Source organism: Micromonospora sp. RTGN7 (assembly GCF_033804645.1).
Lineage (GTDB): Bacteria > Actinomycetota > Actinomycetes > Mycobacteriales > Micromonosporaceae > Micromonospora.
Window position 1 is genome coordinate 42928 of the sequence record NZ_JAPZLF010000011.1, and the last position, 20797, is coordinate 63724.

The 20797-nt window shown below is 70.6% G+C and carries 22 protein-coding genes and 1 pseudogene; 8 read left to right on the plus strand and 15 right to left on the minus strand.

Annotation, left to right across the window (positions count from 1 at the left end; genetic code table 11):
• The first annotated feature begins 58 nt into the window (after positions 1-58).
• The 4 genes from SNR22_RS17855 to SNR22_RS17870 are packed head-to-tail and all read left to right on the plus strand — an operon-like array spanning position 59 to position 2952.
• Positions 59-997 carry a transporter substrate-binding domain-containing protein gene (locus SNR22_RS17855; protein ID WP_320067732.1) on the plus strand — a complete coding sequence of 313 codons (939 nt, stop codon included), beginning with the start codon at positions 59-61 and terminating at the stop codon, positions 995-997.
• Positions 997-2040: a hypothetical protein gene (locus SNR22_RS17860; protein WP_320067733.1), complete on the plus strand. Its 1044-nt coding sequence runs from the start codon at positions 997-999 to the stop codon at positions 2038-2040. The genes SNR22_RS17855 and SNR22_RS17860 overlap by 1 nt, the downstream gene beginning before the upstream one ends.
• A gap of 46 nt (positions 2041-2086) precedes the next feature.
• Positions 2087-2536, plus strand: a complete 450-nt coding sequence (locus SNR22_RS17865) for a helix-turn-helix transcriptional regulator (RefSeq protein ID WP_320067734.1) — start codon at positions 2087-2089, stop codon at positions 2534-2536.
• Between the two features lie 5 nt (positions 2537-2541).
• Complete coding sequence (locus SNR22_RS17870; RefSeq protein WP_320067735.1) at positions 2542-2952, plus strand: VOC family protein; 411 nt, start codon at positions 2542-2544, stop codon at positions 2950-2952.
• 122 nt (positions 2953-3074) lie between these two features.
• On the opposite strand, the gene SNR22_RS17875 is transcribed toward SNR22_RS17870, so the two are convergent.
• Positions 3075-3758: a peptidoglycan DD-metalloendopeptidase family protein gene (locus tag SNR22_RS17875; protein ID WP_320067736.1), complete on the minus strand. Its 684-nt coding sequence runs from the start codon at positions 3756-3758 to the stop codon at positions 3075-3077.
• A 299-nt stretch (positions 3759-4057) separates the two neighbouring features.
• On the opposite strand from SNR22_RS17875, the gene SNR22_RS17880 reads away from it, so the two are divergent.
• The gene (locus tag SNR22_RS17880) at positions 4058-4417 is read left to right on the plus strand and encodes a hypothetical protein (RefSeq protein ID WP_320067737.1); all 360 of its coding nucleotides are present in this window, start codon (positions 4058-4060) and stop codon (positions 4415-4417) included.
• 77 nt (positions 4418-4494) lie between these two features.
• On the opposite strand, the gene SNR22_RS17885 is transcribed toward SNR22_RS17880, so the two are convergent.
• From SNR22_RS17885 to SNR22_RS17910, 6 genes and pseudogenes are all read right to left on the minus strand, one after another.
• Positions 4495-4764 carry a hypothetical protein gene (locus SNR22_RS17885; protein WP_320067738.1) on the minus strand — a complete coding sequence of 90 codons (270 nt, stop codon included), beginning with the start codon at positions 4762-4764 and terminating at the stop codon, positions 4495-4497.
• A gap of 155 nt (positions 4765-4919) precedes the next feature.
• Positions 4920-5027: pseudogene (locus SNR22_RS17890) on the minus strand (DDE transposase family protein); the annotation flags it as partial.
• A 63-nt stretch (positions 5028-5090) separates the two neighbouring features.
• Positions 5091-6266, minus strand: a complete 1176-nt coding sequence (locus SNR22_RS17895; RefSeq protein WP_320067739.1) for a Fic family protein — start codon at positions 6264-6266, stop codon at positions 5091-5093.
• Between the two features lie 487 nt (positions 6267-6753).
• On the minus strand, positions 6754-7047 hold the full coding sequence (locus SNR22_RS17900) for a hypothetical protein (protein WP_413775655.1): 294 nt from the start codon (positions 7045-7047) through the stop codon (positions 6754-6756).
• Positions 7035-7253, minus strand: coding sequence for a hypothetical protein (locus SNR22_RS17905; protein WP_320067740.1), 219 nt, complete (start codon positions 7251-7253; stop codon positions 7035-7037). Before SNR22_RS17905 ends, SNR22_RS17900 begins: the two co-directional genes overlap by 13 nt.
• Positions 7250-7435, minus strand: a complete 186-nt coding sequence (locus SNR22_RS17910; protein WP_320067741.1) for a hypothetical protein — start codon at positions 7433-7435, stop codon at positions 7250-7252. Before SNR22_RS17910 ends, SNR22_RS17905 begins: the two co-directional genes overlap by 4 nt.
• Before the next feature lie 170 nt (positions 7436-7605).
• Between SNR22_RS17910 and SNR22_RS17915 the strand changes: the two genes are divergently transcribed.
• Both SNR22_RS17915 and SNR22_RS17920 read left to right on the plus strand, forming a co-directional pair.
• Positions 7606-8481, plus strand: a complete 876-nt coding sequence (locus SNR22_RS17915) for a helix-turn-helix transcriptional regulator (protein WP_320067742.1) — start codon at positions 7606-7608, stop codon at positions 8479-8481.
• 12 nt (positions 8482-8493) lie between these two features.
• A complete protein-coding gene (locus SNR22_RS17920) occupies positions 8494-8694 on the plus strand; it encodes a DUF397 domain-containing protein (protein WP_320067743.1) in 201 nt (66 codons plus the stop codon).
• A 174-nt stretch (positions 8695-8868) separates the two neighbouring features.
• Here SNR22_RS17920 and SNR22_RS17925 read toward each other — a convergent pair whose 3' ends face one another.
• The 7 genes from SNR22_RS17925 to SNR22_RS17955 all read right to left on the minus strand — a co-directional run bounded on the left by SNR22_RS17925 (position 8869) and on the right by SNR22_RS17955 (position 18002).
• Positions 8869-10032: an acyl-CoA dehydrogenase gene (locus SNR22_RS17925; RefSeq protein WP_320067744.1), complete on the minus strand. Its 1164-nt coding sequence runs from the start codon at positions 10030-10032 to the stop codon at positions 8869-8871.
• On the minus strand, positions 10029-12020 hold the full coding sequence (locus SNR22_RS17930; RefSeq protein WP_320067745.1) for a biotin carboxylase N-terminal domain-containing protein: 1992 nt from the start codon (positions 12018-12020) through the stop codon (positions 10029-10031). Before SNR22_RS17930 ends, SNR22_RS17925 begins: the two co-directional genes overlap by 4 nt.
• 76 nt (positions 12021-12096) lie before the next feature.
• Positions 12097-13698: an acyl-CoA carboxylase subunit beta gene (locus tag SNR22_RS17935; protein ID WP_320067746.1), complete on the minus strand. Its 1602-nt coding sequence runs from the start codon at positions 13696-13698 to the stop codon at positions 12097-12099.
• Positions 13695-14834, minus strand: a complete 1140-nt coding sequence (locus SNR22_RS17940) for an acyl-CoA dehydrogenase family protein (protein ID WP_320067747.1) — start codon at positions 14832-14834, stop codon at positions 13695-13697. The genes SNR22_RS17935 and SNR22_RS17940 overlap by 4 nt, the downstream gene beginning before the upstream one ends.
• Entirely contained in the window at positions 14831-16564 is a 1734-nt protein-coding gene (locus SNR22_RS17945; RefSeq protein WP_320067748.1) for an acyclic terpene utilization AtuA family protein, read from the minus strand. The genes SNR22_RS17940 and SNR22_RS17945 overlap by 4 nt, the downstream gene beginning before the upstream one ends.
• Entirely contained in the window at positions 16561-17370 is an 810-nt protein-coding gene (locus tag SNR22_RS17950) for a TIGR03084 family metal-binding protein (RefSeq protein WP_320067749.1), read from the minus strand. Before SNR22_RS17950 ends, SNR22_RS17945 begins: the two co-directional genes overlap by 4 nt.
• A gap of 26 nt (positions 17371-17396) precedes the next feature.
• Entirely contained in the window at positions 17397-18002 is a 606-nt protein-coding gene (locus SNR22_RS17955) for a TetR/AcrR family transcriptional regulator (protein ID WP_320067750.1), read from the minus strand.
• Between the two features lie 749 nt (positions 18003-18751).
• On the opposite strand from SNR22_RS17955, the gene SNR22_RS17960 reads away from it, so the two are divergent.
• Positions 18752-19492 carry an alpha/beta hydrolase gene (locus tag SNR22_RS17960; RefSeq protein WP_320067751.1) on the plus strand — a complete coding sequence of 247 codons (741 nt, stop codon included), beginning with the start codon at positions 18752-18754 and terminating at the stop codon, positions 19490-19492.
• A gap of 583 nt (positions 19493-20075) precedes the next feature.
• Here the strand turns inward: SNR22_RS17960 and SNR22_RS17965 are convergent.
• Positions 20076-20753 carry a Crp/Fnr family transcriptional regulator gene (locus SNR22_RS17965; protein WP_007466162.1) on the minus strand — a complete coding sequence of 226 codons (678 nt, stop codon included), beginning with the start codon at positions 20751-20753 and terminating at the stop codon, positions 20076-20078.
• Positions 20754-20797 lie beyond the last annotated feature (44 nt).

Here is a 20797-nt window from a genome sequence, read left to right on the forward strand (position 1 = left end):
ATGGACGGTAGCCGCTACCCTCGGTATCCCGCAGATGCACCGGTCAGCGAGGTCACCGATGAATCAGTTCCTCACCCGGTCCCGGGTCCGCTCCGTCGCCACCACCCTGGCGGTCGCGCTGACCCTTACCCTCGCCGCTGCCGCCGGTTGCGACAGCCGGCAGGAGCCGCAGCTCCCTTCCGTGAAGGAGAAGCTGCGCAAGACGCACATCTACGGCCAGCCGACGTTGAAGATCGGCGTTTCCACCACCGGCCCGCTGATGGGCGAGCTGCACAGCGGCACCTACAGCGGGTTCGACGTGGAGATCGCCCGGTACATCGCCGCCCAGCTCGGCTACGAGGGCGACAGGCGTATCGAGTGGGTGTCGGTGGCCACGGAGGACCGCATTCCCGCCCTCCAGGGCGGGGCGGTCGACCTGGTGGTCGCCACCTTCTCGATGACCGAGGAGCGCGAGAAGCTGGTCAGCTTCGCCGGGCCGTACCTGGTGACCACCCAGGAGGCGATGATCCCGACCCGGCACAAGGACACCATCCACACCATCGAGGACCTGCGCGACCCCCGTTACAAGGTCTGCACCAGCGGCGGCTCGACCACCGAGGCCGAGCTGGGCAGGCACCAGATCAGGGTGTTCGTGGTCAAGGAGGTCGGCGACTGCATCGAGGGCATCCTCCAGGGGCGCTACGACGCGGTGAGCTCCGACGAAACGATCCTCGCCGGCTTTCTCTCCAAGCACCCGAAGGACTTCACGATCGTCGACATGCCCTTCGGCACCAGCGAGCAGATCGGCGTCGGGGTGCCGATCAGCGACCCGGCGCTGCGCGACCTCGTCGCGTTCTTCCTCGACAAGAGCTACCAGCAGGGGCGGAAGGGGCTGAGCAGCCCCTGGCTCACCGCGTACCACCAGACCCTCGGGCCGTGGCTGCGGGCGCCCAAGGTCCAGCCCCCGCCGCTGAAGGTGCCGGAGCTGGTGGACTTCGACGACAAGGCGCCCCGGTAGTGACCGCCCCGCCCGTCACCGACGACGACATGGACGCCGGCAACCCGACGTCCCGGCCACCCGCGGCGCGGCACCTGGACGAGCGGCGGGCCCGGGCCAGTCAGTCCTTCTGGACGGCGGTGGTGGCCGTGCCCGCCGTGTTCTCGGTGCTCCGGCTCGGCGTGGAGGCCGGCGGGGAGCTCCAGACCACCCTGCTGCTGGTCGCCAACGTAGGGCCGGTCAACCTGCTCGCCGGCTTCCTCACCACGGCCGCCCGCCTGCTCGCCACGGGCCTGGTCGCGGTCTTCGCCCTCGGCGCGGTCCTCGGGGTCAGCGTGGACCGGCTGCCCGGGTACCGCCGCCCGCTCTTCGCCCGCTGGGCGGACATCACCCCGGCCTGGTTCGTGGTGGCCAGCTTCCTGCTCGCCCTGATCACCTGGCCGCTGCTCTACCTGCCGCTGCTGCTGCCGGGCCTCGCCGCCGCGTTCCAACTCCGCCCCGAACGGCTGCACGACCTGGTGGTGGCCCGGGTGCTGATCGTCGCGGCCCTGTTCTGCGGTTACCTGTTCCTGCTGACGCCGACCCTGCTGGACGCCAGGCAGCAGGGGGAATTGCTGGTCATGACGCTGCTCATCGTCCCACCGGTGCTCGCGCTCGGCATCGCCGGGCCGCTGCCCGGGGCGGTGATCCGGCCGCTGGCCTCGGCCACCGAAGTGGCCGTGCTGGTCATGCTGGTCTGGGCGGCGCTGCCGGTGATCAGCACGCCGGTGCTGCCGCTGACCGTCAGTACCGTGCAGACCGAGTCCGGCGCGACGGAGGACGTGCGCGGCCACGTGGTCGTCGTCGACGACGTGAACATGGTGCTGCTCCAGGAACAGGGCGGCGTCCGGTACGTGCCGATCGACCAGGTGAAGGCGCAGGTGCTCTGCCCGAGCGAGGAGGAGCTGCCCCGGCACCGGCTGCGGGTGCACGACTTCCATGTGGAGGACTCGCTGCTGGAGGGGCTGGGACGCCGGGTCCGCCCGCTGCACCGCATCGACGCGGCGTGCCGGGCGACGGGCTGACCGCCGCGCTGGGCAGCGCACGGTGGGACGTGGCACGATCGGGTAGGTGACCAGCAGACCCACCGCCGCGCAGCACCTGCTCGACCTCGCGCGGCTGCGCCGCGTTCGCGACCGGATCGACCGGGAGTACACGCAGCCGCTGGACGTCGAGGCGCTGGCCCGTGGGGCGCACATCTCGGCCGGGCACCTCAGCCGCGAGTTCCGGCTCGCCTACGGTGAGTCGCCGTACAGCTATCTGATGACCCGGCGGATCGAGCGCGCGATGGCGCTGCTGCGACGCGGCGATCTGAGCGTCACCGAGGTCTGCTTCGCGGTCGGCTGCTCGTCGCTGGGCACCTTCAGCACCCGCTTCACCGAGCTGGTCGGCGTGCCGCCCAGCGTCTACCGTCGCCAGGCGGCAGCCGTGACGGCGGGGATGCCGTCGTGCCTGGCGAAACAGGTGACCAGACCGATCAGGAATCGAGAAGCGCAGGTCACGGCGCCGCACCTAGCCTGATTGCCATGGACATCGCCATTCACACGACCTTCCTGCCGCACGTCGACCCGGACGCCTCCCTGGCCTTCTACCGCGACATCCTCGGCTTCGAGGTCCGCAACGACGTCGGAAGCGGCAAGATGCGCTGGATCACGGTCGGCCCCGCCGGCCAGCCCGGCACGTCCATCCTGCTGGCCCCGCCGGCCACCGACCCCGGCATCACCGACGACGAGCGCCGCACCATCGCCGAGATGATGGCCAAGGGCACGTACGGCTGGATCATGCTGGCCACCCCCGATCTCGACGGCACCTTCGAGAAGCTGCAGGCCGGCGACGCCGAGGTCGTCCAGGAGCCGACCGAGCAGCCGTACGGGACCCGCGACTGCGCCTTCCGCGACCCGGCGGGCAACCTGATCCGCATCCAGGAGCTGCGCTAACCATCCGGCGATCGCTGTCCCGACCTGCGTGGACGGCACAGTGAAGGAGCCCGCACCAGACGTCGGTGGCCACCAGGCTGGCGGCCACCGACGTTCTGCTCGGACTCCTTCGGCGGCTCCGGTCAGCCGTTCTTGCTGACCGGAGCGCTACCCACCACGTACCTGGTGCCAACCTCGACGCTGTTGGGGATCTCGCGGCTGGTCTGCGAGTCGCAGTTGACGATGTTCCAGTGCAGGTGAGGGCCGGTTACGTTGCCGGTCGCCCCGGATGTTCCGATCCGCTGCCCCTGGGCTACGCGGTTACCGATATTGATGATGGTGGCACTCAGGTGTGCGTACTGCGAGCATCGGTTGTTGCCGTGGTCGACGAGTGCCATGATCCCGCCGCCGCCGGTCGCCCAGCCCTCGAAGCGGATGGTGCCCGCAGCGGACGCGAGGATCGGCACGCCAACAGGCATGCCGAAGTCGATGGCGTGCCGGTTGTAGGCATCGTTGTGGGAGAAGCTGCTGCCCGCCGCCTGGGTGATCGTGTAAGCACGCCCGGCGGGGAACGGCAGCTTGAACTGGGCGGAGCTCCCGCAGAGCGGGACGACGGGCGCGTTCGATCCGGTCTCCAGGAAGGCGTCGGTGACCCACCCGCCGCCCGAGAGCTGGTCCCAGACGTTGGTGACACCGCCGATGCCCTCGACGGCATCTCCTCGGACGTAGCAGGTGATGGTGACGACGGTGCCGTTGGCGAGGCTGCCGGTCACCGCCCCGCTCAATGCCGGGGCGTTACGGATGTTCAGCGGGAGCCCACTGGGCACAGACACCCTGACCTGGGCGGCGGCGTGTGCCGGTGCGGCGGACAGGACTATGGCCAGAGAGGAAACCATGGCAGTGACCAGGATCTGCGTTAAGCGGCGCAGGGGACTCACCTCCGACGGGCCCACCGAGGCAGGCGATCGACGATCTTCGACAGGGGGATCGTATAGATCGACAATGGTCAGGTCGAGGGGGATCGAGGGTCAGGCATGGAAGCGGCAGGATCCATCGCCTTCACGGCGACAGTGATCCTCGGCTTCGTGGCGGCGGGCGCCCCGCCGAAGCCGACAGTCAGCTCGGTGTGGAATTCGGTCGCGGCGAGCCGACACCCGTACCGCCGCTGACCGTGGCCGGTGGGGTGGCCGACCTCGTGGCGGGTTGGCTGCTCGGCGTGCGGGTCGCCGAGCGGTCCCGGGGTGCGCGGGCGAGGCAGGTCCTCGCGCGTGTGATCGGCGTGCTGGGGCTGGTGCTGTTGCTCCCGACAACGGTCGCGACCACCGCCGAGGTGCTGTACGCCCGCAGCACGATGCCCGCCACTGAGCCCCCGCCTGCGATCTGGGGTGCCTACACCTACGTCGCTCTCCGTCCGCTCGCCCTGCTCGGCATGACGTGTCTCCTCCTCGCCGTCGCCCTGACGCCATGGCGTAGGCGGATCCGCTGAACCTGTGCCGGGGCGCGCTCTCGGGGGTGTTCCCGGCCGATGCCACCGCGCGCGACCCGGGGCCGCGTCGGTGGCCGTCATGTGGAACGGGAACTCTTCGCGGGGCTTTGCGGGCGGACGGCCGGTGCGGTCGTACGGCGCGCTCTCTGCCGGCCAGGTGGTGTCGGACCGGCTGGCACGATGGGCGGCTCCGGCTGGATGACCAGCCCCGCCGGCTGTACGAAGATCGTCCGTTGCGCCACGGCCTCGCCCTTGGCGTCGAGCTGGTAGCCGTCGAGCCAGATCCAGCGGTCGTAGGTGATCCAGTCCGTGCGTACCCGGATCAGCCGGAAGAAGATCGGCTGCATGAACTGGGGGCTTGCCGCCCGGGTGTGACGTGGAAGATCATCCCGGCGCGGAACTCGATCACCTCAGCCAGCCCAGGAAGCGGCGTTCGAGGGCGGCCGGCGGGACCCAGTTCATGTCCTGGGTGGCGGCGTTGAGCGTAACCGGCCTGCTTGGTCTCGGTCAGCCAGCGGGCGTGCTCGCGCTGAGCGTGTAACGCGTCGGCGGTGACGACCGTCGCGATCAGGTCGAGCGGTGCCAGCAGCGGCTGGAAGCGGGTCAGCTCCCGCAGCGGCTGGCGACCAGCCGGTCCTCCCCGGAGGCCAGCCAGAGGTCCAGCCGGCATGAACTACCGGTGGTCGATGATTCGAAGCACGTCCCTGGCTGCGAAGACGCGGGCGTAGCGGCGCCCGGTCCGCTCCTGCAAGATTCCCAGGCCTTCTAGCCGACGGATGGCGGTATTCACGGCCGGGTAGGAGACGCTGTACATCTGAGAGGCGGTCGTCGGCGTGATCATCGGGTAACCGATCAGATCTTCCACGATCCGGACGGCCACTCCACGAACGTTCGCGGCCCTGAGCCGTTCAAGCGCGTGCTCCTTCCAATCGAGAAGAGCATCGATGCGCTCAACGGCCAGCACGGCCTGGGCTCGTATTGCCTCTGCGAAGAACCTGATCCACGGGTCGAAATTGCCCGTCATGCTGATGCCAAGAAGATGGTCCTGATACTCCCGCCTCCGCACCTCAAGCCAGGGAGAGAGGTTCAAAACGGGCACTCGCAACTCGCCTTGTACGGCCAGTTGAAGTACGCAGACCAACCGCCCAAGCCGTCCATTTCCATCATTGAACGGATGCAACGTCTCAAACTGGTAGTGGCCAAGCGCCATCTTTGCAATAAGCGGGAAGTCATCCTTGGCGTTGATCCAGCTCTCCCATGCTTCAAGCCCCGCCACCAACTGGTCTCCCGGTGGCGGTGGGACGAAGCGAGCTTCCTTGACCCGGCCGGAGCTAAGACCGATGAAGACCTGGACGCTCCTGACGTCGCCAGCATCTGCCGTGTCCCCACGGGTCCCCTCTACGAGGACTTTCTGCAGTTGCCGGAGCATGCCGACAGTGATCGGGCGCTCCTTGATCCACTCGTAGGCCATCTCGGCGGCGCGGACGTAGTTCACCACCTCGGCAACTGGTGCCGAGATTTCCCCTGTCTGTAGGAAATCGGCCTCAAGCACGTCATCCAAGGCGGCGTAGGTGCCTTCGAGGGCGGAGGTGCTGACAGCCTCGCGCCGGATCGCTGGTCGCGCCAGGAGCATGGGGTTGGGGAGTTGGGTGGCCGCCTGATCAAGCCTCGCGATCGCCGCCGTCGCCGCAGTCAGGTCTCGGAAGGTCTCTTGCTCGAGGTCGACCTGGCTGGGCAGGGGGTGTGGCAGGAACGCCTTATGATCGTAGGGCTCGTCGTACCGACCGTCATGGCCGTTGATCGGCACCAGGACGCCGACGGGAGACGAAGCGAACGCCTTAAGATCCACAGATTGTAAGCCACCCTCTGAAAACTTTAATTTCAACACTGTGATTTAAAGTCTAGCCCCTACCCCGGGGGCAATCTAAAGCATCAAGCCTCAAACTTACATTTGACGCCCGGGTTTGTAACTACGGAGCGTTAGCGTAAACCCCCTATCGCGCTAGATCGACTACTCTCCGTGTTGCCCCAGGTGGGAGTCGGATCGCCGTCGAGCGTGGCTTGCAGCGTGGTGGGTGCGGCAGGCGGTGCCAGGACGCGGTACTACACCGGCAGCGGTGGTGGGTCCGCTGACCGTGCCGGGTTCCGTGAAACTCGGGCCAACACAACACCAGACCCCATCAACCGGGTCGCCGATGCTGGCGTCAGCCACGACCTGCCCGTCCCGCTTGACCTGCAGGGCGTGGCCGTTCTCGTCCCGGCGGGGTGCGGTAGGCGCAGATGGGCTGCGGAGAGCGAGGGCGCTGCTGCTACCTCGCCGCCAGCCGAGTCCGACACTAGGCGCGCGGGGCCGATGTGGGCTTCTTCGGGCGGCGGGCCGGGCGGCGTGCGGGGGCGGGCGGGGGGTTCTGCACGATCAGGCCCGCCAACTGTACGAAGATGGTGCGCTGCGCGGCGGCCTCGCCGTTGGCGTCCAGCTCGTAGCCGTGCAGCCAGATCCAACCGTGGTAGGTGATCCAGTCCTCGCGGACCTTGATCAGGCGGAAGAAGATCGGCTTGACGAACTGCACGCTCGCCGCACTGGTGATCTGGAAGACCATCCCGGCGCGGAACTCGGTCACGGCAGCCACCCGAGGAACCTGCGTTCGAGGGCGGCCGGCGGTGCCCAGCTCATGTCCTGGGAGGCGGCGTTGAGGTACGAGCCGAGGTGGACGGCCAGGGCGAGTGGCGCGGACGCGTACTCGGTCAGCAGTTCGTGGCGGCGGACGGCGCAGGGCCAAGGGGCGGCGCAGCCGGCGCAGAGCCAGAGGGGCAGGACGGGGCCGTGGGCGGTCACCGCTCCTCACCCGGCCAGTGGTCCTGACTGACGGGCACCTTGTGCCGTTTTCGGCAGGGCAGCTCATTGCCGCACTTGCAGACGTACCGCCAGCGGATCCACGACCAGACCGGCTTGTGCCGGCGGGTCAGGGTGATCGCGATGGCGGTCAGGTACTGGGCGTAGGTGATGCGTCTGCGCATCGATGCCTCCTCGGTGAGGGGGCGTGGCAGTCGGGCCACTCACGGTCATCCGACCACCACACCCAGCAACACCGTGCCATGCCCACCTGTAATCCGCAATGTGCGAGTTACGGATTTCGTTCGGCGTGTTGCGAACGGAATTCTCTTTGAAAGGGTGGCAAGATGACTGCATGCCCCCACGTCAGAGCCCCACTGTCAGACGCCGCCGACTGGCGATGACCCTGCGGCAGCTCCGCGACCGGGCCGGCATCACGTCGGCGGAAGCGGCCCGGCGGGTCGACCACGATGCGAGCTGGCTCAGTCGCATCGAGACGGCCGAGGTCCGACCACACCCCAATGACGTACGGGCGCTGCTGAATCTGTACGGCGTGGACGGCAACCAGGCCGAAGCCGTGATCGCGGTCGCCCGGCAGGCGCGGCAGCGTGGCTGGTGGCAGCGGTACAGCGACGTGCTGCCCGACTGGTTCGGGACCTACGTCGGGTTGGAATCAGAAGTTTCCGCCATGCGGATCTACGAGTGCCAGATGGTGCACGGTCTGCTCCAGACTGAGGACTACGCCCGCGCCGTCTTCCGGGGCGCACCCGTGGCGATGCGCGACGAGGAGGTGGAACGACAAGTCGCGCTGCGGATGGAGCGGCAAGCCATCCTCGGCGGCGACGATCAGCCGGTGCTGCGGGTGGTCCTCGACGAGGGTGCGGTTCGCCGCGCGGTCGGAGGACCGGCGGTGCTGCAGGCGCAGATCACCAATCTCATCGAGAACTCCACGCGTACGCGCCTTCAGATCCAACTCCTACCGTTCGGAGCGGGCACCGGGTTCGACGGCAGCTTCACGATCCTCGACTTCCCGCACATGCCCGCGCCGTACCCGGACGCCGCCGACGATCGGCTGGTCTACATGGACACCCTGACGGGGGCGCTCTACCTGGAGCGACCGGCGGAGGTGGCCGCGTACACCACGGCGTTCGAGCAGCTGTGTGCTCTGGCTCTCTCACCTGCGGACACTCGGGATACGCTTCGTGCGATCGCTCAGGAGTTGGCCGCGTAGGAAGAGGTGGGCATGGACGTGTCCCGCGCAGAGTGGAAGAAGAGCACCCGCTCTGGCTCTTCGGGTAGCTGTATTGAGATGGCTGACAACCTGCCCAGCATCCTGGTCCGCGACAGTAAGGATCGGCAGGGCCCTGTGCTGTGCTTTCCCGCGAGTTTGTGGAGCAGCTTCGTCAATGGTGTGAAGGATGGCCGGTTCGGCACTTTGGTCTGAGGGCTGCCCACAACCAGTCGTGATCGCCTGGACTCAGCCGGACTCCGCTAGATCAACGACAAGAGCCCCCGATCAGCATCTCTGCTGGTCAGGGGCCGTTTTCGCACCTGGTGGCGAGTGAAGGATTCGAACTTCGGAGCTTTCGCGACGGATTTACAGTCCGTTGCAAGGGCCTCAGTACGACTTGTCCTGCCCCAGCACGTGCTGCGCCACAAAATTCAGGATCATCTCCCGGCTCACCGGCGCGATCCGCCCCGCCCGAACCGCCCCCAACAACGTCGCCACCCCGTACTCCGTCGTCATCCCTGCCCCGCCCAGCGCCTGCACCGCCGTGTCCACCGCCAACGCCGCCGCCTCCCCGGCCGCGTACTTCGCCATGTTTCCGGCGACCCCCGCCTCCAGGTCCCGCCCCGCGTCGTACAGCGTGGCCGCCTTGTAGATCATCAGGCGGGCCAGTTCCACCTGCACCGCCGCGTGCGCGAGCGGATGCGACACCCCCTGATGCGAGCCGATGCTCCGGCCGCCCCAGACCTTGCGGGTGGCGGTGTAGTCGCTGGCCCGCTCGATGGCGTACCGGCCGGTGCCGGCGCCCATCGCGGCCACCGTGATCCGCTCCGGGTTCAGCCCGGCGAACAGCGCGGGCAGGCCGGCGTCCAGTGACTCGCCGACCAGCGCGTCGGCGGGCAGCCGCACGTCGTCCAGGTAGAGCAGGAACTGGTTCTCCGGGGAGACGATCTCCATGTCCAGCTTGGAGTGGGTCAGGCCGGGCGCGTCGGTCGGCACCACGAACAGGGCCGGCTTGAGCTTGCCGGTGGACGCGTCCTCGGTGCGGGCCACCACCAGCACGTACTGCGCCTCGTCGACCCCGGAGATGTAGCACTTGCGGCCCGACAGCACCCAGTCGTCGCCGTCGCGGCGGGCCACCGTGCCGAGCCGGTGGAAGTTCGAGCCGGCCTCCGGCTCGGTGATCGCGAAGACCACCTTGAGCGAGCCGTCGGCCATCCCGGGCAGGAAACGCTCGCGCTGGTCATCGGTGCCGTGTTTCGCGATGACGGTGGCGACGATGGCGGGGGAGACGACGAGCAGCAGCAGCGGGCAGCCGGCGGCGGCCAGTTCCTCGCAGACGATGGCCAGCTCGGTGATGCCGCCGCCCCCGCCGCCGTACTCGGTGGGGATGTTGACGCCGAGGTAGCCGAGCCGGCCGGCGTCGTCCCACAGCTCGGTGGTGTGCTCGCCGGCCCTGGCCTTTTCGACGAAGTAGCCGTGGCCGTACTTGCGGCCCAGCGCCCGGACGGCGTCGCGGAGCTGGTCCTGCTCGGGGGTGAGGTCGAAGTTCATCGGGGGTCCTCCTCGGGGTTGACCACGGCCAGCACGGCCCCGGTGTCGACCTGGCCGCCGGCCGGCACCGGCAGCTCGGCGACCACGCCGTCGGTCGGGGCGAGCACGGGATGTTCCAGCTTCATCGCCTCCAGGGTCAGCAGCAGGTCACCGGCGGCGACCCGCTGACCGACCTCGACGTGCACCCGGGTCACCGAGCCGGGCAGCGGCGCGAGCAGCGAACCGGCGGCCAGCTCCACGGTGGGCAGCGGGAAGCGCGGCAACTCGGCCAGGCTCGCCGCCCCGTCCGGGCCGTCCACGAAGACCGCCGACCCCACCCGGTGTACGCGGAAAGCCCGCCGCACCCCGTCAACGTCGAGCGTCACCCGGTCCGGGGTGGCCCCGACGAGGGTGACGGCCGGGGCGTCGTCGCCGGTGGCGTCCCCGGCCACCGGGTGCGTCGACCACTCGGCGAGTGTGCCCGCGCGGTCCAACCGGTATTGCACCTCGACCTCGCCGTCCGGGCCGATGAACCGGGTGACCTGCGGAAATGCTGGCACGTTGCGCCAGCCCGAGGGGAGCCCGGCGAGCACCGGGGCCGCCAACCGGCGGGCCGCCGCCGAGGCGAGCGCGGCGGCCAGGGCGGCCAGCGGCACCCCGTCGGGCGGCAGCAGCGGGGCGAACACCTCGTCGTGTCGTTCGAGGAAGCCGGTGTCCACCTCGGCGGCGGCGAAGGAGGGGCTGCGCAGCACCCGGACCAGCAGGTCCCGGTTCGTGGTCACCCCGTGCAGCTCGGCGCGGGCCAGGGCCGCCGCGAGCGCGCGGGCCGCCTCCACCCGGGTCGGGGCCCAGGCGATCAGCTTTGCCAACATCGAGTCGTAGTGCACGCCGACCGTGGAGCCGTCGACCACGCCCGAATCGAGGCGCAGGCCCCGGGTCGGGGTGAACTCGCCCGCGACGCCGTGGACGGCGAACCGGTGCAGGGTGCCAGTGGCGGGGCGGAAGCCCTCCGCCGGGTTCTCGGCGCAGAGCCGCACCTCGATCGCATGACCGGTGGTCGGCGGGGTGGCCGCCAACGGCAGCGGCTGGCCCTCGGCGACGAGCAGTTGCAGCCGGACCAGGTCCAGGCCGGTGACCGCCTCGGTGACCGGGTGCTCCACCTGGAGGCGGGTGTTCATCTCCAGGAAGAAGAAGGCCCCGTCGGGCGCGAGCAGGAACTCGACCGTTCCCGCGCCGACGTAGTCGACCGCCCGGGCGGCGGCGACCGCCGCGGCGTGCAGCCGCTCGCGTACCCCGTCGGGCAGGAGCGCCGGGGCCTCCTCGACGATCTTCTGATGGCGGCGCTGGATCGAGCAGTCCCGCTCGCCGAGGGCCACGATCGTGCCGTGGGTGTCGCCGAAGACCTGCACCTCGACGTGGCGGCCCCGCTCGACGTACCGCTCGATGAAGACCGTGTCGTCGCCGAACGCGCCGGCCGCCTCCCGCCGGGCACTCGCCACGGCCTCGGCCAGGCCGGCGGGTTCGGAGACGATCCGCATGCCCCGGCCGCCGCCCCCGGCGGACGCCTTCACCAGCACCGGAAAGTCGGTGATCTCGTCGGCTTCGGTCCAGGTGGGCAGCATCGGCACGCCCGCGTCGGCCAGCAGCGCCTTCGCCGCCAGCTTGTCGCCCATCGCGGCGATGGCCTTGGCCGGCGGGCCCACCCAGGTCAACCCCGCGTCGGTCACCGCCGCCGCGAACTCGGCGTTCTCCGCGAGGAAGCCGTAACCCGGATGCACGGCGTCCGCGCCGGACTTCCGGGCCGCGTCGAGGATCAGCTCGATCCGCAGGTACGTCTCGGCGGGGGTGTTCCCCGGCAGGCGCACGGCCTGGTCGGCCTCGGCGACGAACGGCGCGTCCGCGTCGGCGTCGGAGTGCACGGCCACCGTCTCGACGCCCAGGATGCGGCAGGTGGCGAGGACCCGCCGGGCGATCTCGCCCCGGTTGGCCACGAGCAGTCTGGTGATCATGAAGGCTGAGCCTGCCTTTCGTTCGCGACTGCGGGACTCCGCTTCGCTGCGTTCCTCGCGCTCACAGCTTGGCCTCTCACATCCGGAAGACGCCGAAGCCGTCGGCGCCCCTGACCGGTCCGTTGTGGATCGCCGACAGGCAGAGCCCGAGGACGGTACGGGTGTCCCGGGGGTCGATCACCCCGTCGTCGTAGAGCCGGCCGGAGAGGAAGAGCGCCCCGGACTGCGACTCGATCTGCTGCTCGACCATCATTCGCATCGCGGCGTCCGAGTCCTCGTCGTACTCCTGCCCCCGGGCAGCGGCGGCCTGCCGGGCCACGATCGACAGCACCCCGGCCAACTGTGCCGGGCCCATCACCGCCGACTTGGCGTTCGGCCAGGTGAACAGGAACCGTGGCTCGTACGCCCGCCCGCACATGCCGTAGTTGCCGGCCCCGTACGACGCGCCCAGGTTCACCGTCAGATGCGGGACCTTCGAGTTCGACACCGCGTTGACCATGAGGGCACCGTGTTTGATGATGCCGCGCTGCTCGTAGGAGGTGCCGACCATGTAGCCGGTGGTGTTCTGCAGGAAGATCAGCGGGGTGTCGGTGGCGTTGGCGAGCTGGATGAACTGGGCCGCCTTCTGGGCCTCCTCGCTGAACAGCACGCCCCGGGCGTTGGCCAGCACCCCGACCGGGTACCCGTGCAGTTCGCCCCACCCGGTGACCAGCGCGGTGCCGTACGCCGGTTTGAACTCGTCGAACTCGCTGCCGTCCAGCACCCGGGCCAGCACCTCACGCGGGTCGAACGGCACCTTCAGGTCGGCACTGGCGACGCCGAGCAGCTCCTCCGGGTCGTACTTCGGGGGCTGTGGGACCGGATTACGCGCCGGCGGGCCCTGCTTGCGCCAGTTGAGCCGGCGGACGCACTGCCTCGCCAGCCGGATGCCGTCCCGCTCGTCCTCAGCGAGGAAGTCGGCGAGGCCGGAGGTGGTGGCGTGCATGGCCGCGCCGCCGAGGGACTCGTCGTCGGTGACCTCGCCGGTGGCCATCTTCACCAGCGGCGGCCCGGCCAGGTAGACCTGTGAGCGGTCCCGAATCATGATCACGTGATCGGACATGCCCGGCACGTACGCGCCGCCGGCCGTGGCGTTGCCGAAGACCACGCTGACCGTGGGGATCTTCTCGGCCGAGAGCCGGGTCAGGTCGCGGAACACCCGGCCACCCGGAATGAAGATCTCCGCCTGGGTGGGCAGGTCCGCCCCGGCGCTCTCCACCAGGTTGATCATCGGGAGCCGGTTGGTCAGGGCGATCTCGCCGGCCCGCCGGGTCTTCGCCAGCGACCACGGGTTCACCGCGCCGCCGCGTACCGTCGGATCGTTGGCCACGATCAGGCACTCCACGCCCTCGACCACCCCGATGCCGGTGACCAGGCTGGCCCCGACCGGGAAGTCCGTCCCGTACGCGGCGACCGTCGACAGCTCCAGGAACGGGCTGTCCGGGTCGAGCAGCAGCTCGATCCGCTCGCGGGGCAGCAGCTTGCCGCGCTTGTGGTGCCGGGTCACGTACTTCTCGCCGCCGCCCGCCCGGGCCTGGTCGAGGGTCGCGTCCAGCTCGGCGAGGCGTTCCAGCAGCGCCTCCCGGTTGGCGGAGCAGGCCGGCGAGGACGGGTCGAGCGCGCTTTCCAGAGTGGTCACAGGCCCATGCCCTTCACGATGATCTCGTTCATGATCTCGGTGGTGCCGCCGCCGATGCCGAGGATTCGGGCGTCCCGGTAGTGCCGTTCCACCGCGGCGTCGCGCAGGTAGCCGTACCCGCCGTGCAGTTGCAGCGCGGCATCGACGACGAAGTCGCAGGCGGCCACCGCGACGTTCTTCGCCATCGCCACCTCGGTCACCACCGGCTCCCCGGCGGCGACCCGGGCGGCCACGTCGTGCACGTACGCGCGGGCCGCCTCGGCGCGGGTGTGCATCTCGGCCAGCCGGTGCCGGATGAGCTGCCGGCTGGCCAGCGGGCGGCCGAACGTGGACCGGTCCCGGCACCAGCACACGGCCAGTTCCACGCAGCGCTGCGCGGTCGCGTACGCCTGGGTGGCCAGCGACAGCCGCTCGGCGGCGAAGTTCTGCACGATCGCCAGGAAGCCGGTGTCCTCCTCGCCGATCCGGTTCGCCACCGGCACCCGCACGTCGACGAAGGAGAGCTCGGCGGTGTCCGAGCAGTGCCAACCGAGCTTCTCCAACCGCCGCCCGACCGTGAACCCGGGCGTGCTCTTGTCGATTACCAGCAGGGTGAGCGAGCCGCTGCCCGGGAAGTCGGTGCAGACCGCCGTCGTCACGAAGTCCGCCCGGACGCCGCTGGTGATGTACGTCTTCGAGCCGTTCACCACGTAGTGGTCGCCGTCGCGGCGGGCGTGGGTGCGGATCGCGGCGACATCCGAGCCGCCGTCGGGCTCGGTGATGGCCAGTGCGCCGATCATCGCCCCGTCGAGCGTGGGCCGGACGTACCGGTCGACCAGGTCCTCGTTGCCGGCGGCCACCATGTGCGGCAGCGCGATGCCGTGCGTGAACAGCGCCGCGATCAGCCCCGACGAGCCGCCCGAGCGGATGATCTCCTCGGTCACCACGATCGAGTCGAGCAGGTCACCACCGCTGCCGCCGATCCGCTCGGGGAAACCGATGCCGAGCAGGCCGACCTTCGCGGCCGAGACGTGCAGCTCCCGGGGCACCTCGCCGGCCCGCTCCCAGCCGTCCAGGTGTGGCAGCACCTCCCGCGTCACGAAAGCCCGGGTCAGCTCGCGCAGCTGCCGCCGCTCGGGGGTGTCCACGATCGTCACGGGGTCGCCTCCCGGACCGACTCGGCGTTCCCGTCCGGAGGCCCGGCGGGCAGTTCCGCCGGCAGGTCGACGATGCGGGAGCGGAGCAACTCGCCGAGTGCCTTGGCCTGCGGGTCGAACCGGGTGGATGCGGCCACTCCCTGACCGAGCAGCCCCCGGATCACGAAGTTGACTGCCCGCAGGTTCGGCAGCTCGTACCGCTGCACGCTCAGCGGTGCGGTCTCCGGCAGCAGCTCAGCCAGCCGCTGCACGGTCAACCACCCACACAGCCACGCCCAGGTCGCGTCGGTGCGCGCCCAGACGCCGAGGTTCGCGTCGCCACCCTTGTCGCCGGAGCGCGCCCCCACCAACTCCCCCAGCGCACCCCGCCGCGTCGCCTGCAAGGAAGGGCACCCTGCTAACGCATTTGGTTGTGCAAGGTGCCCTTCCAAACACGTCTCGGGCGGCGGAGGCGGCGGGGGAGCGATCGGCACCCGCTCGCCCGACGGCAGGACCGCCACGTGCGCGACCGCGTCCTGCGGCACCGCGTCGGCGGTGAACACCCCGTACGGGGTGGCGTCGCCCGGCAGCGTGGTCAGCGTGCAGCCCGGATAGGAGGCCAGGGCCAGCTCCACCGCGGCGGCCGAGAACGCCCGCCCGGCCCGCGCCTTGTCGCCGTCGCGCAGGTGTACGTGCAGCAGCGCGCTCGCCGCCTCCGTGTCGACGGCGTCGACGTGGTCGGTACGGGCCAGGACGAACTCCAACCCCTCCGTCCCCACCGCAGCCTCGATCTGACCCCGAACCAGGGCCGCCTTGGCGGGGATGTCCAACCCGCAGAGGACGAAGGTCATCGAATTGCGGAACCCGCCCAGGTTGTTCACCCCGACCTTGAGGGTGTCCGGCGGGGGCGTGCCCCGGACCCCGCTGACCCGTACCCGGTCCCGCCCGTCGGGAGCCAGCTCGACCGTGTCCAGCCGGGTCACCACGTCCGGGCCCAGGTACTCGGGGCCGCCCACCTCGTACAGGAGTTGGGCCGTGACCGTCTCCACGGTGACCGCGCCGCCGGTGCCGGGGTGCTTGGTGAGCACCGACGAGCCGTCCGGGTGGATCTCCGCGATCGGGAAGCCGGGGCGGTGGCCCCCGTCCGGCAGTTCCGTGAAGAAGCTGAAGTTGCCGCCGGTGACCTGCGCCCCGCACTCGATGAGGTGCCCGGCCACGGTCGCCCCGGCCAGCGCGTCGAGGTCGCCGCGGCCCCAGCCGAACCGGGCGATCGCCGGCCCGACCGCCAGGGACGCGTCGGTGACCCGGCCGGTGACCACCACGTCCGCCCCGGCGTCGAGGCAGGCGGCGATTCCGAACGCGCCCAGGTACGCGTTCGCGGTCAGCGCGTCGGGCCGGGCGAGGGCGTCGCCCTCGACGTACCCGATCCGGGCGGGAAGGCCGAGCCGGTCGGCGAGCGACCCGATCGCGGCGGCCAGCCCGGCCGGGTTCAACCCGCCGGCGTTGGTCACGATCCGCACCCCGCGCTCCAGCGCCGTGCCGAGACACCCCTCCAACTGGCGCAGGAACGTCCTCGCGTACCCGAGGTCGGGGTCGCGCAGCCGATCCCGGCCGAGGATCAGCATGGTCAGCTCGGCCAGGTAGTCGCCGGTCAGCACGTCCAGCTCGCCGCCGTCGAGCATCTCCCGCCAGGCGGTGAACCGGTCGCCGTAGAAGCCGGACGCGTTGCCGACCCGCAGCGGCGCGGTCATACCGCCGCCCCCGCCGCCCGGCCCCGCCCGACCAGGGGCTCCCGGCCGGCCCCCGGCGGGCCCGCGAACGCCTGCGCCACGTCGAGCCACTCGTCGGCGACCGGGCCGGTGGCGACCAGGGCCAGGTCGGCGCGGTGCCGGCGCTGGGTCACCAGCAGGCAGAAGTCCAGCGCCGGGCCGACCACCCGGTCGGCGGCGCCCGCCGGGCCGTGGGCCCAGGTGCCGCCGTCGGGCGCGGCGAGTTCCAGCCGCACCGGCGCCGTCGGCACCGCCCGGCCGTGGGCCGCGAAACCATGCCCGAGGGTACGGAATCCGAGGTGCACGACGTGCCGGAGCCGGCCGGTCGGGGCGCGGGTGACGCCGAGCGCGTCGGCCACGTCCTCGCCGTGCGCCCAGGTCTCCATGATCCGGGCGGTGGCCATCGACGCGGCCGACATCCGGGTGCCGTACCAGGGCAGTTTCTCCCCGGCCGGGACGGCGGCGAGCGCCTCGGTCAGCGCGACGCGACCCACCCGCCAGCGGGCCAGCAGTTCGGCCGGCGGGGCGAGGAACGCCTCCGCGCCGTCCTCGACCAGCCGGGTCGGGTCCGGGGCCGAGGTCACCGAGGCGAGGAACGCGTCCGGATCGGTGGCGGCGAGCAGGGCGACGTGGTCGGTCCAGGCCAGGTGGGCGATCTGGTGGCCGACCGTCCAGCCCGGCGCGGGGGTGGACCGCGCCCAGTCGTCCGGGGGTAGGGCGCCGACCAGGTCGTCCAACTGCGCGGACTCGTCGGTCAGATCCGTGCGCAGGTCCGTGAGGTCGACCATGGAACCTCCAGGGTGGGCCGGGCAGTTCAGGGGGTGAGCAGGGTGGCGAGCTGACGTTTCCAGGTGGTGAGCAGGGCGGCGCGGCGGGCCGAGTCGTCGGTGAGCAGGTTGGCCACCCCGAGCCCACGCAGCAGGTCGAGGGTGGCCTGTACGGCCTCCCGGACGCCGGGGCGGCGCTCGTCAACGCCGAGCAGGGAGACCGTCAGTCGGTGCATCTCCCGGCCCACCTGTGTCTCCAGCGGAACGAGGGCGTCGCGCAGTTCGGCGTCGGTGCGGGCGGCGACCCACAGCTCGAGCGCGGCGACGAAGAGCGGCCCGGTGAACGCCGCACCGAGCAGGTCGACCACCCCGTCCAGCCGCTGCGGCCCGGCCGGCAGCGCCTCGGCCTCGGTGCGCAGCTCCTGCGCCCGGCGCTCGGCCAGGTGCGCGACGGCGGCGGTGACCAGCGCGGCCCTGGTGGGGTAGTGGTGCAGTTGCGCGCCCCGCGAGACGCCCGCCCGGGCCGCCACCACCGTCGTTGTCGTGCCGGACCAGCCGTGCTCGACCAGGCAGTCGACGGTCGCCTCCAGCAGCCGGGCGCGGGTGGCGCGGCTGCGCTCCTGCTGAGGAACTCGGGTCGATGCGGTGGGCACGAGGACAGCGTGCCGGGGAAGAAACAAACAGTCAAGCCTGACTTTTTCTGTCCGGCTCCGCGACTCCGTCGCTGTCTCGGCCTCGTGGCTGCATGGCCTTGACGCGCCGCCGCCTTGACGCGCGTCGCTGCCCGACTGCCCGTGGCCTGGCCTGTGCCGCGCCTTGGAAGCTGCCCGCACAGACGGGGCACCCGACCGAGACGGCGCGCGTCCGTCCGGTCCGCCCGATCGCTGGCCGAGCTGCGGTGCGTAGCGGGATCGGCATACGCCCGTGACTCAGTCATGGCCCGCTCCGCTCCCTATGGAGCTGCCCGCATGAACGGGGCGTCCCGGGGCGGGGTGGTGGTGGGTGGCGGTAGGGCAGCTGTCGGCGTACTGGTTGTTGTGCGGAGCCGCGTACGACTGATCTTGCAGAGTAAGCACTGGCCGAACCATTGAGGTTCCGCCTCTGCCGGTCGGGGCAGGGCGGGACTCAGGAAGGGAACACCAGGGCCATGTCGTTGGACGTGATCGGTGAGCTCACATCGCACCGTAACCACATACGGCCTGTCCGTGGCATCCGGCCGGAGCCTGCGCAGAAATACGGTTGGCGGATCACGGCGGTCGCTGCTAACTTTCCAGAGGCCGTGCGAGAGACCGAGGAGGTGGTACCCGTGAACGTTTCGATATGGGTGCTCCCCTCTGGGGTCACGGTCGGGCGATAGGTCGTCCGGGAGCGCCGTTCACGAGCACTCCCGAAAGGTACGACCATGCGATTCACTTCTGAACAGCGCCTCGACGACGGTGTCCTCGAACGCGAATTCACCCTCGGCGAGATCCCCGGCATCCTGTGGACGCCCGCATCCAGTTCCGCATCCGCACCGGCCCCGCTGATCCTGCTCGGCCACCCCCCGCTCGGACTGCACAAGATGTACCCCCGCCTGGTGGCGCGGGCCCGGCACGCCGCGGCGGATGGCTTCGCTGCGGCCACCATCGAGTTCCCCGGGAGCGGTGACCGGCCCCGTTGGGCCGCTGCCGACCAGGCCCGCGCCGACCTGCGCCGGGCCACGGAGGCCGGCGAGCCGGTCAGCGACGAGATCATCGATGCCCTCATCCTCCCGCTCGTCGACAAGGCGGTTCCGGAATTGCAGGCCGCCTTGGACGCCCTCCTGTCGCTGCCCGAGATCGGCGGCCCGGTCGGGTACTCGGGGGGAGTGATCTCCGTCGGCATCCGTCTTGCGGTGGTCGAGCCGCGCATCGTGGCCGCCGGCTTCTTCGCCGGGAGTTTCGTGCCTCGCACCATGTTCGAGGAGGCCCGACAGGTCACCATTCCGCTGCATGTCCTGCTGCAGTGGGATGACGAAGGGAACGACCGGCAGGCGGCCCTGGACCTGTTCGACGCCTTCGGCTCCGAGGAGAAGACGCTGTACGCCAACATGGGCGGACACACCGGTGTCCCGCAGTTCGCAGGGGAGGACGCGGCCGCGTTCTTCGCCCGGCATCTGCGCTAGCCGCGGGCCGGGGCCCCGCCGCCAGGCCAGCAGCAGGCGGTAGGCGGCGCCGGCCAGCACGCCGCTCATCGAGGACAGGCCCCGGCCCTCCTCGATGGCGGTGGCCAGTAGATGCACAACCGCCCCGATCGCGGCCGGTACCGGCCATCAGCGGTACCGGCCGGTCGGGGCGGAGTTCTGCTCCTGATGACCGGATTGACCTCTGCAAGATCAGCTGTACCTACCTCTGTACTCCAAGGAGGACCCCCGACAGCAGCAGGGCGGGTCGTCAGCGTCTGCTTCGGGTCGCGCTGCCGGCCGGGCGCGTGGGCGGGGCAGCTCCGTAGGGCCCGAGGTGGTGTCTCCTCCGCGCGGTTGCGAAGGCGGAGCGAGGAGCGAAAAGCGCGCGGGGCAGGGCGGCGGGTACCTGTTGGCCGCAGCCGGTGGTCGCCCCCTTCTCCTAGGGGCAGCTCGGGCGGGGCTGGCGGTTCGGGCCCAGGAAGTCTGCGCCCGGCGGGCGGGGCTGGGAACGGAACCGGCCCGAACCGTCGACGCGGTTCGGGCCGGGATGTCCGATGGGCCGGGCGAAGCCGAGCCGGGCGAGTCAGACGCGGGCTCGGCGGGCCAGACGCTCCGGGTCGAGGATGATGATGCTCTTGCCGTCCAGGCGCAGCCAGCCGCGCGAGGCGAAGTCGGCGAGTGCCTTGTTCACGGTCTCCCGGGAGGCGCCGACGAGCTGGGCGATCTCCTCCTGGGTCAGGTCGTGGGTCACGCGCAGCACGCCGCCGTCGCGGGTGCCGAACCGGCCGGCCATCTGGAGCAGGTTCTTCGCCACCCGCCCGGGCACGTCGGTGAAGATCAGGTCAGCCAGCGAGTCGTTCGTCCGGCGCAGCCGGCGGGCCAGCACCCGTAGCAGTTGCTCGGCGATCTCGGGCCGGTTGTTGAGCCACGGCCGCAGGGCCTGCTTGCGCAGGCGCACCAGCCGGGTGTCGGTCACGGCGGTCGCCGTGGCCGTCCGGGGCCCCGGGTCGAAGAGCGACAGCTCACCGACCATGTCCGACGGGCCCATCACGGCGATCAGGTTCTGCCGGCCGTCCGCCGCCCGGCGACCGACCTTGATCTTGCCGGACAGGAGGATGTAGAGACTGTCGCCGGGCTCGCCCTCGTTGAACACGATCTCGCCCTTGCGGACCTCGATCGTCTCCATCTCCTTGGCGAGAGCCTCGGCAGCCTCCGGGTCGACTCCCTGAAAGATCCCGCTGCGGGCCAGTACCTCATCCATCGCGCACCTCCGCCTGCGCGTGCCGTCCGTCGGCAGGGTCCGCC